General features: G+C 34.9%; 14 protein-coding genes (1 of these 14 only partly in view). 7 read left to right on the forward strand and 7 right to left on the reverse strand.

All coding sequences use genetic code 11. From position 1 onward, the window contains the following. Both scpA and WEEVI_RS06550 read right to left on the reverse strand, forming a co-directional pair. Positions 1–383: the 5' end (the start) of a methylmalonyl-CoA mutase gene (gene scpA / locus WEEVI_RS06545; RefSeq protein WP_013598363.1), read on the reverse strand. Its footprint begins 1,744 nt before the window's first position; the window shows 383 of its 2,127 coding nt (coding positions 1–383); the start codon lies at positions 381–383; its stop codon lies off the left edge, out of view. Positions 384–473: 90 nt separating this feature from the next. Further along, a complete protein-coding gene (locus WEEVI_RS06550; RefSeq protein ID WP_013598364.1) occupies positions 474–740 on the reverse strand; it encodes a hypothetical protein in 267 nt (88 codons plus the stop codon). 153 nt (positions 741–893) lie between these two features. Here WEEVI_RS06550 and era point away from each other — a divergent pair, with 153 nt between their 5' ends. From era to WEEVI_RS06565, 3 genes are all read left to right on the forward strand, one after another. Next, positions 894–1,781 (forward strand): GTPase Era, encoded by an 888-nt coding sequence (era, locus tag WEEVI_RS06555; RefSeq protein ID WP_013598365.1) that lies wholly within the window; start codon positions 894–896, stop codon positions 1,779–1,781. Between the two features lie 151 nt (positions 1,782–1,932). Next, the gene (locus WEEVI_RS06560; protein ID WP_013598366.1) at positions 1,933–2,736 is read left to right on the forward strand and encodes a universal stress protein; all 804 of its coding nucleotides are present in this window, start codon (positions 1,933–1,935) and stop codon (positions 2,734–2,736) included. 55 nt (positions 2,737–2,791) lie between these two features. Beyond that, positions 2,792–4,036: a DUF445 domain-containing protein gene (locus tag WEEVI_RS06565; RefSeq protein ID WP_013598367.1), complete on the forward strand. Its 1,245-nt coding sequence runs from the start codon at positions 2,792–2,794 to the stop codon at positions 4,034–4,036. Here WEEVI_RS06565 and WEEVI_RS06570 read toward each other — a convergent pair. After that, complete coding sequence (locus tag WEEVI_RS06570; RefSeq protein WP_013598368.1) at positions 4,033–4,446, reverse strand: DUF4296 domain-containing protein; 414 nt, start codon at positions 4,444–4,446, stop codon at positions 4,033–4,035. The two genes, WEEVI_RS06565 and WEEVI_RS06570, sit on opposite strands and share 4 nt — an antisense overlap. Then, positions 4,443–5,165, reverse strand: a complete 723-nt coding sequence (locus WEEVI_RS06575; protein ID WP_013598369.1) for a polyprenol monophosphomannose synthase — start codon at positions 5,163–5,165, stop codon at positions 4,443–4,445. The genes WEEVI_RS06570 and WEEVI_RS06575 overlap by 4 nt, the downstream gene beginning before the upstream one ends. A gap of 67 nt (positions 5,166–5,232) precedes the next feature. On the opposite strand from WEEVI_RS06575, the gene WEEVI_RS06580 reads away from it, so the two are divergent. From WEEVI_RS06580 to recJ, 3 genes are all read left to right on the forward strand, one after another. Then, complete coding sequence (locus tag WEEVI_RS06580) at positions 5,233–5,898, forward strand: DUF4271 domain-containing protein (protein ID WP_013598370.1); 666 nt, start codon at positions 5,233–5,235, stop codon at positions 5,896–5,898. Between the two features lie 7 nt (positions 5,899–5,905). Then, the gene (locus tag WEEVI_RS06585; protein WP_013598371.1) at positions 5,906–6,649 is read left to right on the forward strand and encodes a uroporphyrinogen-III synthase; all 744 of its coding nucleotides are present in this window, start codon (positions 5,906–5,908) and stop codon (positions 6,647–6,649) included. A gap of 83 nt (positions 6,650–6,732) precedes the next feature. After that, complete coding sequence (gene recJ / locus WEEVI_RS06590) at positions 6,733–8,439, forward strand: single-stranded-DNA-specific exonuclease RecJ (protein ID WP_013598372.1); 1,707 nt, start codon at positions 6,733–6,735, stop codon at positions 8,437–8,439. Positions 8,440–8,446: 7 nt separating this feature from the next. Here the strand turns inward: recJ and rsmI are convergent, their stop codons facing one another. From rsmI to WEEVI_RS06605, 3 genes are all read right to left on the reverse strand, one after another. Further along, positions 8,447–9,121 (reverse strand): 16S rRNA (cytidine(1402)-2'-O)-methyltransferase, encoded by a 675-nt coding sequence (gene rsmI, locus WEEVI_RS06595; RefSeq protein WP_013598373.1) that lies wholly within the window; start codon positions 9,119–9,121, stop codon positions 8,447–8,449. Positions 9,122–9,171: 50 nt separating this feature from the next. Continuing rightward, positions 9,172–9,666, reverse strand: coding sequence for a DUF4252 domain-containing protein (locus tag WEEVI_RS06600; RefSeq protein WP_168160808.1), 495 nt, complete (start codon positions 9,664–9,666; stop codon positions 9,172–9,174). An 81-nt stretch (positions 9,667–9,747) separates the two neighbouring features. Next, positions 9,748–11,493 carry a 1-deoxy-D-xylulose-5-phosphate synthase gene (locus WEEVI_RS06605; protein WP_013598375.1) on the reverse strand — a complete coding sequence of 582 codons (1,746 nt, stop codon included), beginning with the start codon at positions 11,491–11,493 and terminating at the stop codon, positions 9,748–9,750. A 71-nt stretch (positions 11,494–11,564) separates the two neighbouring features. Between WEEVI_RS06605 and WEEVI_RS06610 the strand changes: the two genes are divergently transcribed. Further along, positions 11,565–12,143, forward strand: coding sequence for a DUF3109 family protein (locus tag WEEVI_RS06610; RefSeq protein ID WP_013598376.1), 579 nt, complete (start codon positions 11,565–11,567; stop codon positions 12,141–12,143). Positions 12,144–12,150 lie beyond the last annotated feature (7 nt).

A 12,150-nucleotide genomic window follows, 5' to 3' on the forward strand; every position in this document is an offset into this window, starting at 1 on the left:
ACACCAGCCTTCCCGACATCACCCACTACTCGTTCGTGGTCAGAATCATAACCGCGATGTGTAGCTAAATCAAAAGCAACGGATAGACCTTTTTGCCCAGCTGCTAAATTTCTTTTATAAAAAGCATTGGATTCTTCGGCTGTAGAAAATCCTGCATATTGACGTATTGTCCATGGCTGTCGTACGTACATAGTGGTATATGGTCCGCGTAAAAAAGGCGCTACACCCGATAGAAAACCGATTTGTTTTAAGTTTTTCACATCTTCATAGGTGTACAAATCTTTTACTTGTACGCTATCCAACTCTACTGTATTTGATGAGTGTTGGTTGAATATCAACTTTCTATCAAAATATAATTGAGAAAAATCTTTTTTTTGCTTCATGGGTCTAAGATAAAGAAAAGACACCTAATACTAAGTGTCTTCTGGTTCTATTTTTTCTTAGGATATCTTGATACAATAAATTTTCTGATATTAATAGCTAATATCGATTAGTGAGCTTAGCGGAATTAAAACTCCGTTTTTGATTTGTAAATATTTTTCGGTCACAGACCATACGGTGGTTTCTATTTTTTTGGGACCTTGATCGGTCTGAAACGTAATATATGATTTTGCTTTGAACTCATTTCCTAATCTTTGTGCACCGATTAATTTTTCCTGCAACACGTTTCTTTCTTCTTTTGAGGCGGTAAGAAACTTATAGTTTTGTACATCTTCCTTTGCAATTAATTCCACTTTCATAATTTTCCTTTTTCAAAAAATTTATAGATAAATATAAAACTATTGTGTTATTTATCAAGTAATAAAATGCAAAGATTAATCCAAAATCGAAAAATAATCATCAAACTTATCATCCTACTTCTATCAAAATACTAAAAAGTGTACCTTTGTGCAATGGGAAACAATGAAAACTTCAAGTCGGGATTTGTAAATATTATTGGTAATCCGAATGTTGGGAAATCGACCTTAATGAATTTACTAATGAAAGAGCGTTTGGTGATTGCAACACACAAAGCCCAGACGACGCGTCATCGTATAAAAGGAATTCTTACCGGAGAAAATTATCAGATAGTGTTTTCGGATACGCCAGGAGTTATAGATCCTGCGTATGAATTGCAAAATCTTATGATGGATTCTGTGAAAGAGTCTTTAATCGATGCAGATGTTTTGCTCTATGTAGTAGAAGTGGGTGAGAAACGAATGAAGAATGAAGAAATTTTCGAGAAAATTCAGCAAACCAATGTGCCGACTTTAATTTTGCTCAATAAAATAGATTTGGTTTCCCAGGAAAAACTTGATCAAGCGGTAGATCATTGGCATGCTTTATTACCCAACGCACAGATTTTACCAATTTCTGCCAAAGAAAATTTCAACATCGATTTGTTGATCAATAAAATCATAGAGCTACTACCCAACGGCCCAATGTATTATCCAGAAGATCAGTTGACTGATCGCTCGGAGAGATTTATAGTTAATGAAGTGATTCGAGAGAAAATTCTTTTGCATTATGAGAAAGAAATTCCGTACGCGGTAGAAGTGGTTACCGAGCGATTTAAAGAAGAGATGACCATGATTTATATAGAAGCTGATATTTATGTCGAGCGTGATTCGCAAAAAGGAATTATCATAGGACGCAAAGGAGAAGCTTTATCGAGAGTAGGAAAGGAAGCACGAGAAGAATTGGAAAAGTTTTTCGATAAAAAAGTCTTTCTTAAACTGTATGTAAAAGTGAAAAAAGACTGGCGTAAACGCGATATAGATCTTCGTCGATTTGGGTATTGATTCTATTTTTTGGTAGGATATAAATTGTTGCCAAAAAAATAACATAAATAAAATCTGTAAACTATCTGATATCTGAAGGTAATTGTCTAAATTTAGGCTATCAAATCAGCTTATTGATTAACCTATTCTACTAAAAATAAAAAAACAGGATATGAAAAAAATATTGTTTCCTACAGATTTTTCGGCAGCAGCAGATAATGCATTTCTTTATGCGTTGAATTTAGCAAAATTATACGACGTAGATATTGATGTACTGCACGTAACCTCGAATGTATATCTTGATACACAAGAAATCAACAGAGCAAAATTCAGTGATTATTTAGACTATCTTGAAACGATCAAAGATCATCAAAATGAACATTTCGAAATCAATCTTCAAGGCTATTTCGAGTCGGGTGATTTAATTATCAATATGCAAGAAATGCTCAGTAAACATGATTATTTGTATGTGGTAATGGGAACAGATGGTGCAAATACAATGAATGATAAGTGGTTGGGCACCAATACGATAAATGCTTTTAATGTAAGTTCTGTGCCGGTTTTGGCTATCCCGAAAAACATTAGTTTCAAACCCGAAAAACGATTAGGTTTTGCAAGCCGTTTATTAGAAAAAGAACGTCGCACATTAGAGAAATTAATTGTTTTAGCAAAACGAAACGGAGGACCACTAGAGCTGGTTCATATTGCCAAAGATAATATTTTGGATAGCGATGCAGCATTAGTAAAAAATTTTTGGGAAAGAGAATTTAAGGATGATGAACTAGAAATTACTGTACTCGTTAATAAAGATATCAACAAAGGTATTGCAGATTTTGTAACCCAAAAAAATATAGATGTATTGTGTCTCATTCATCGAGATATGAACAGTATCGAGCGAATTTTTAAAGGAAATTACAGTAAGAAACTATTGCAATCTCTTCAGATCCCTATTTTGGTTTATCCCGAAATAAATTAATTATTAAACAGAATTTAATTTATGATTTTCTAGATTCTGGATTGACTATTTTTACATGACAACCGACGAAAAAAAAAAACAATTACGCAAACATAAAGCCATCGCAACTGGACTTTTTGTACTGATGACCTTACTCTATTTATGGATGGTTTTTTTAGAACAAGAAACTCCGAAGCCTTGGATGGGATATGTGAAAGCTTTCTCAGAAGCAGCAATGGTAGGGGCTTTGGCAGATTGGTTTGCGGTAACTGCGCTTTTTCGTTATCCTTTGGGACTAAAAATTCCTCATACCAATCTTATCGAAAGAAGTAAAAATGCTATCGGCGACAATCTTGGTAATTTCGTGCAAACAAACTTCTTGACTCCGACAAATATTCGTCCCTATATAGAAAAGTTAGACGTTGTGAGCTTGGCAAATAATTGGCTGAAAAAACCAGACAATCAACATTTGTTAGAAGAGGAATTGATGAATATCTCATCGAAAATTGTTCGAGACCTTAATGACGAGGATGTTGTAAATTTTCTCAGTGATAAAGGAGCAGAAATGTTAAGACAGTTCGATTTACAAGCGCTTGTTGCTTCGTCGGTAAACTATATGCTCGACCGAAATAAACATACCGAAATCATTAATGCAATTTTACCAAAAGCTATTGATTATATGTACGATAGCAATGGAATAATCAAAGAAAAATTAGAAGAAAAACATCCGATAATTTCTATGTTTGTAGGTAAGCGCATCTCGAAAGGAGTGGTTGAAGGAGTGGTCACTTATTTAGAAGAAATACAACAAGATGAGCAGCACGAATTTCGACTAAACATAGAAAAAAGTTTAAGAGAGGTGGTTGATAAAATTTCTACTTCACCCGACTGGAAACATCGACTTTCGGTAATGCGAGATGATTTTATTACAGATGAACGAATGAAGTATTATACAGTCGATTTATGGAAAACTCTGAAGGAGAGTCTCACACAAAGTTTCGAAGAAGAAAATTCTACAATGCGAAATTATCTTCGCAAAAATATCGAAAAACTAGCTTTAACCCTAGAAACCGATAACGAATTACAACGTAAAATCAATGGTTGGATTCGCTTGTTCATTTACCGATTAATTCTTAGAAATGTTGGTGAGGTAGAATTATTGATAAGTAAAACAGTCGATAATTGGTCAGGTAGAGAATTAAGCAATAAATTAGAATTAGAGGTAGGGAAAGACCTTCAATATATTCGTGTCAATGGAACTTTGGTCGGGGGTTTGGTCGGATTGATTATCTACACAATCACCCAACTTATCACTAATTAGAATTGTAACTTTTCTCGCCTTTTCCTTTCTTCCTCTTGTTGTAGGATTTCTTGCTGTGTCTGTAAATATTTTTCCTTCTCTTCTTTTGGTAATTTATTGACAAGCTGATCTTTAGCGTTTTTTAGGATAGCTTTGTATAGGGTAGGATTAGAATTATAATATTCGTAACTAGCTTCGAAAGCTTCTAAAGTTATATTGTGATTTTTGAGTACCGCCAAAGCGTTTTGTGCATAACTTTTTATGTCCTGATTTTCATAGGCATTTTGCATCATCGTTTGGTGAAGGTACAAATCGCTCATCAGACTTGTCATTTCCTTTTTAGAAACCAAATTATTGGGTTTCGGAATATTCGCCTCCTCACATGCCAAGAAAACGAAGCTTAATAATACGATCGATAAGGTTTTTCTCATAGCTTACCAAAAATTTTACTCAACCGAAGAGCAATTACTCCAAAAACAGCTTCTCCCATAATATTAGAACTTATTTTCGACTCTCCTAAGACACGATTCGTAAAGATAATTGGTACTTCTATCAAACGATAACCTTTTACCCATGTACGGTATTTCATTTCTATCTGAAATCCATATCCTTTGAAACGAATTTTGCTCAAATCTAAATCTTTTAACACTTCTGAACGATATCCAACAAAACCTGCTGTGCTATCATGAATTGGTAAACGCGTAATGAAACGAACATATTTCGAAGCAAAATAAGACAACAAAACCCTGTTCATTGGCCAATTGACCACATTTACACCGGTTAAGTAACGCGACCCAATCACCATATCTGCTTTTGTCTGAAGGGTTTGTAATAATATAGGCAAATCATTCGGATTGTGAGAAAAGTCAGCATCCATCTCGAAAATAAAATCGTAATTGTTTTTTATTGCCCACTGAAAACCATGTACATACGCACGTCCCAAACCGTCTTTTACTTTTCTTACTTCTAAAAACAATCGATCTGGAAATTGTTTTTGCAACGAACGAACAATATCAGCAGTTTTGTCTGGTGAATTATCGTCTACAACCAAAACATCAAACTGAGGTTGCAGCACGAAAACACTTTTCAATATAGATTCGATATTCTCTTTTTCGTTATAAGTTGGGATGATGACCAAATTTTTGGGCATTGATTAGAAATTTGAGTGAACAAATATAAACAATACTTAAGTTCTTTGTTTATTTTTGTAAAAGATTATGCAACTAGTAGACTTAATACCAATTGCACGTTTTGCGCCTACACCAGACTGGGTTTTGTATGTCCTAGTAGGATGTTTGTTGATGATTTGTGCCGTAAAATTTTTATTTGCTAGCAACTTTCATGCGTTGAGTAACCGAAACGAATACATGAATTTTGCCGATGACAATACCTTTGTGTTTAGTATGGTGATTAATGTACTTAATGTTGTGTTGATAACTCTATTGATAATCAATTTTTTTGATATAAACTTTAGTCAAGACATTCAGCATTCATTTACAAAATTTCTCATAGTTTTAGGTGTTGTAATGGGAGTCATGTTCGTAAAGGTGATTCTAGAGTTGTTTTATCACAATGCTTTTTATGAAGAACAAGACTTTCGATTTTTTTTCAACTCATCGAGTTATGTCAATGCAAGAAATGTTTTGGTTTTAATGGTTTTGAGCTTTCTGTTTTTTTATAGTTCAATCCCGAAAGTATATATAATGTTATCGGCAACTATTTTTTTAGTAATTAACCGTTTGTGGGAGTTATTTTACCGGTATGTGTCGCAAAAAAACAACTTTTCTAAGATTTGGTATCATAATATTTTATACCTTTGCACTCTAGAAATTTTACCCATTTTAGTGCTAATAAAATTGCTTTTCACGGGTAAGGTAATCTAATTTTACTATGCGAGTTAAATCAATACTAGTTTCACAACCAAAACCTCAAAACGAATCTTCTCCTTATTATGAATTGGAGAAGAACAACAAAATCAAGATCGATTTTAGACCTTTTATTCAAGTAGAAGGCGTAGACGCAAAAGATGTCCGTCATCAAAAGATTGATTTTAATCGAATTACAGCCGTAATTTTCACAAGCCGTAATGCAATTGATCATTTTTTCCGTTTGGCAGAAGATTTGCGTTATACCGTACCCGATACAATGAAATATTTTTGCGAGTCAGAAGCTATTGCCTTTTATTTACAAAAATATATCGTTTACAGAAAACGAAAAGTTTTCACAGGAGGAAAAACATTTGCCGATTTGGTACCTTTGTTGAAAAAACATAAAGACGAAAAGTTTTTATTGCCATGCTCAGATGTGATGAAAGATGAAATTCCGAACACCTTAAATAATCTGAAAATAGATTGGCAAAAAGGAATTTTATTCCGAACCGTATCCAGCAACTTATCAGATTTAGAAGATGTGAAATACGATATTCTTGTGTTTTTCACCCCTTCTGGAATAAAATCTTTATTCGATAATTTTCCAGATTTTAAACAAGAAAACACACGAATTGCTGCATTTGGTAAATCGACGGTAGATATGGCAAAAGAATTAGGCTTACGAATCGATATCGAAGTCCCAACAAAAGAAACACCCTCCATGACAATGGCTCTAGAAAAATATGTGAAAGAAGTAAATAAGTAAATATGTAGAAAAAGGGAAATAAGAATTTCCCTTTTTTTATAAACTTTTCCTGCCTTATCTTTACCTATCAATAAAAAATCCTAATGAAAAACCGATGGCTTTTAGAACCTCAACCCAAGGAAGAGGATGTCCTACACATGGAGCAACTGATCAATGTGCCAGAAGCATTGGCCGTTATCTTGTTGCAACGTGGAATTAATACTTTCGATTTAGCCAAAGCGTATTTCAGACCATCTTTAGAGAAATTGCACGATCCATTCCTGATGAAAGATATGGATGTAGCTATAGATCGGTTACAGAAAGCAATCAGAAATCAAGAAAATATTTTGATTTATGGTGATTATGATGTTGATGGAACAACAGCTGTAACCTTAGTTTATGAATATTTATCCAACTATTATTCGAATTTAAGTTACTATATACCAGATCGTTATAAGGAAGGATATGGCGTTTCTGTTCAAAGCATCGATTTTGCTCATGATAATGATGTGAGTCTTATCATTGCATTAGATTGTGGTATTAAAGCATTGGATAAAATAGAATATGCCAAAACAAAAGGCATCGATTATATTATTTGTGATCACCATCTACCAGGAAAAGATATTCCGAATGCAGTAGCCGTTCTCGATCCCAAAAGAAAAGATTGTCCCTATCCGTACAAAGAGCTTTCGGGTTGTGGGGTTGGCTTTAAATTGATGCATGCATTTGCGATGCATAATCAATTACCTTTCGATACTTTAGAACCTTTGTTCGATTTGTTGGCTGTGAGTATTGCAGCTGATATTGTACCGATAACAGGCGAAAATAGAATTCTAGCATATTTTGGTCTGAAGAGAATCAATGAAAATCCTCGTCCAGGGTTTGCAAAAATGATTCCTGATAATATCCAGAAAAATCTCAATATTTCGAATTTAGTTTTTACAATTGCACCGAAAATTAATGCTGCAGGTAGGATAGAACATGCTTACGATGCGGTAAGGTTAATGTTGAGTAGTGATGATTACGAAGCTGTAAAGTATCTTAATAAAATAAAAAAACTAAACGAACGTCGACGTGATCTAGATTCGGATATTACCGATGGAGCAATCGAACAATTGAGCGAAATTGATCATAGTCTAAATTATACCACCGTTGTTTATGATCCAGAATGGAACAAGGGTGTGATTGGGATTGTAGCTTCTCGTTTGGTAGATTTATACTACAAACCTACTCTTGTTTTTACCAAAGGAAATGATGGCGAATTGGTGGCTTCTGCACGTTCTGTAAAAGGTTTTGATTTGTATCAAGCATTGAATTTGAACTCTCAGTTCCTCGAAAAATTTGGAGGACATATGGCAGCTGCAGGATTAACATTAAAAGAAGAGAACTTTTTAGCCTTCCGAGAAAGCTTCGAGGAAACAGTGAAAAACTCTATACAAGAATCACAAAGAATTCCTACCATAGAAATTGATAAAGAAATAAAACTAAAAGAAATCAGTTCTTCTTTTAAAAAGATATTACACCAGATGGGGCCTTTCGGACCCGAAAATATGAATCCTACTTTTTTGTCCAAAGATCTAGTAGCTACCGATGTACGTGCAATGGGGAAAGATGGAGAACATTTGCGTTTCCTAGTTCATCAAAGAAGTGAAAGAATGACTTTTACGGCAATTGGCTTCAAATTAGGTAATACAAAAGATAAACTTATTTTGGGCGTTCCTTTTGATGCAGTTTATACTTTAGAGCAAAATTATTGGCAAGGTAAAGCAACTTGGCAAATGAATATAAAAGATATCCGTTTCCATGAGTAATCAGATTTTATTTTTTGCCTTCTACAATCAATACCATTTCACCTTTTAGAGAGCGTTGCTCGGTGATTAGGATCAATTCGGCCAAAGTTCCACGCAAAGTTTCTTCGAACTTTTTAGAAATTTCTCTGGATAAGCTTGCATTTCTTTCTTTCCCGAAATAGTTTGCCAAATCGTGTAATGTTTTACCAATTTTATGAGGAGATTCATAAAAAACCAAGGTATTTTTTTCGTTGGCTAATAATTCTAGTTTTGCTTTTCTGCCTTTTTTAACCGGTAAAAATCCAACAAAAGTAAATTCATTATTGGGTAGACCAGAAACTACCAATGCGGGTACAAAAGCTGTTGCTCCAGGTAAACATTCCATAGAGATTTTGTGTTCTACACAAGCCTTTGCCAATAAAAATCCAGGGTCAGAGATACCTGGCGTTCCGGCGTCTGTAATCAAAGCGATTTGTTGACCTCTCTGCAATTGCTGGACAATATCTTCCGTTGCCCGATGTTCATTGTGCATATGATAGGCACGCATAGGAGTAGAAATGTTATAATGTTTCAATAAAACTCCACTATTTCGGGTATCCTCGGCCAAAATAATATCCACCGATTGCAAAACTTCCACAGCCCGAAAAGTCATGTCTTTTAAATTGCCTACAGGAGTAGGAACAAAATATAATTTTCCACTCATGGCACAAAGATAGTCGAAAAAAGACAGAATTTTTTGTTAGGATTGGATTTTTAGTTAACCAATAAATCCATCAAATCATCGATAAAATCATCATTGATTTCATTTAGTGCATTATGGATTGTTTCTTTCGGGATATCTACTTTTGATTGAATAACCAAAACCGTATTAAAACCACTTATACCCAAAATCATTCCCTTCACGCGGTTTTGATTTTCTTGTAAAGCAACTTCGATAGTTTTGCTGCCTTTTTTCAGGTGAATTGGTTGTTGATATCGCTCCCCTTGCACAGAAGATTTTAGGTCACGCATTACGCGATTCATTTTTCTGTCGGAAACTTCGGTCATTACGAAAATTTTAGAAGATTTCAGGTAATTGGTAAATTCTTGATTGTTACTCAATTTTCCTAGAGCTTTCACAGCAATTGCTGGTACAGAAACCAAAGTTCCTTGCTTGCTATATTTGTCATAAAATGCAGGCATACTCGTTACTGTACAAGAGCTCATCAATACAAAAATGCCAAAAAATAAAATAAGATTTTTCCTCATCATATGAACTTTATATCATGAAAGTCTTTGCAATTCTTATGCCTGAAATCGAGAAATCTTTCGGTTGGATGAGATTTGGAGTTAAAAGTTTAAATTTTCGAAAATTATTTTTTCTATATTAGTATCATCCAAACCGACTAATTCATTAAGTTCATCGATTGTCGCATGCTCAATGAAAGCATCCGGGTAACCGAAGTTTTCTATCTTTCCGTCAAAATCCAAAGCAATTAAATTCTCGAGAATTGTATGACCCATGCCACCGTTGAGGATTCCATCCTCGAATGTGAGAACCGTTCGGAAGTTCATTAAATCACTAAAAATATTGTCATTGATTGGTTTGATAAAAACAAAATCGATGAGTGTAACTTTTGTTTCTAGTTGGTGTCGGTGAATTATCTTTCGGATGCGGTCGGCAATTTTTCCACAGGCACAAATGGCAATTTCTGTCCCTTTAGTTCTTACTTTTGCCTCACCAATAATAAGTTTTTCTGGATGACGTTTTTCTTGGTAATAGCTGATTTCTTCTTTGGCAAAACGAATAGCAAAAGGTTGTTGTGTGAATTGTGCGGTGTACAAAATATCGATAAAATCTTTTACATTGCTCGCCGTTGCTACAATCGTATTCGGAATACTATTTAGAAAACTCAAATCAAAATAACCATGATGGGTGGCTCCATCAGTTCCTACAAAACCTGCTCTGTCAATACACAAAACCACTGGTAGGTTTTGCAAAGCAATATCATGGATCAATTGATCGTAAGCTCTTTGTAAAAAAGTAGAATAAATAGCCATATAGGGCAAACAGTTTTGGGTTGCTAAGCCAGCTGCAAAGGTAAGGGCGTGCTGTTCTGCAATACCGACATCGAAGACGCGTTGTGGGAATTTTTTTTTCAGTTCTATCAAATTACTTCCCGTAAGCATTGCAGGAGTAATAGCAACCAAATCTGTATTGTGTTCCATTAGTGTTTGCATGGTTTCTGCAAAAACTGTTTGATAAGTTGTTTGTGCAGCATGACTATGGATTTCACCAGTTGTTTTGTTGAATTTTCCAGGTGAATGCCATTTTACCTGATCTTCTTCTGCATTTTTATAACCTTTTCCTTTGGTGGTTTTCAGGTGAATTATTTTAGGACCATTGGTATTATCGGCCAAAGAAAAGGCATAGAAAAGATCATCGAAAGAATGACCATCGAAACTACCTAAATAGTGCAAATTAAGATTTTCGAAAATATTGGGGCGTTGTTGGTCAAGTTGTGCGAAGTGACTTTTCAGTGCTCCTACCGAAGGATCTATCCCGATAGAATTATCGTTGAGAATGATCAAAACATCCAGATCCGTATCTCCTAAATGATTCATGGCTTCTAGGGCCATCCCAGAGGCTATCGAGGCATCGCCAATAACTGCTATGTGTTTTCGGTTGCGATGATGCAAATTGTCGGCTGTTGCCATCCCAATTATAGCAGATAAAGAAGTAGAAGAGTGGCCAACACCAAAAGGGTCGAACATACTTTCGGTACGAACAGGAAAACCAGCGATTCCTTGTTTTTGACGCAAAGTGTAGAAGTTTTCTTTTCTGCCGGTCAATATTTTATGCGGGTAGGATTGGTGGCCTACATCCCAAATAAGCAAATCTTCCGGTGTTTGATAATGATAATGCAAGGCAATGCTAAGTTCTACAACGCCCAAACTTGCCCCCAAGTGTCCAGGTTTCACAGAAAGTGTGTCCAATATAAAATCACGAAGCTCATAGGCCAATTCTGGTAATTGTTGTATCGATAGTTTACGTAAATCGTCTACAGTTCGGATATTTTCTAAAAGTGTTTTCATTCTTCAAACCACAAAAATACATTAAAATCGCATAGAAAGTTGTATCTTTGCATGTTACAAAATAAGCAAAAATGTTTCAAATTGGTAAAACCCTTGTTTCAGAAGAATTGTTAAAAAAAGAGTTCGTTTGTAATTTATCCAAATGCAAAGGTATTTGCTGTGTAGAAGGTGATGCGGGTGCACCTTTGGATTTTGAAGAGTTGGATATTTTAGATGATATCTATGAAGATATCAAGCCTTTTTTACGTAAAGAAGGGATAGATGCCATCGAGCGAGAAGGGAAATATACGATAGACGAAGATGGTGAATGGACCACGCCTTTGGTCAATCATCAAGAATGTGCTTATTTGGTTTTTGAAGAAAATGGTTATTCTAAGTGCGGCATAGAAAAAGCATATGAGGCAGGTTTCATCGATTATAAGAAACCAATTTCTTGTCATTTATATCCGGTTCGTGTTAAGGAATATTCAAATTTTAGTGCGGTTAACTATGATGTTTGGGATATTTGTTCCGATGCTTGTACCTTAGGCAAAGAATTACAAGTAAACGTAGCACAATTTACCAAAGATGCTTTGATTAGAAAGTTTGGTCAGTCATGGTACGATGAACTCATGGAGATAAATGCAGCCTATAATAACCCTAAGAAATAAAATAATA

It is taken from the genome of Weeksella virosa DSM 16922 (genome assembly GCF_000189415.1).
Classification (GTDB): domain Bacteria; phylum Bacteroidota; class Bacteroidia; order Flavobacteriales; family Weeksellaceae; genus Weeksella; species Weeksella virosa.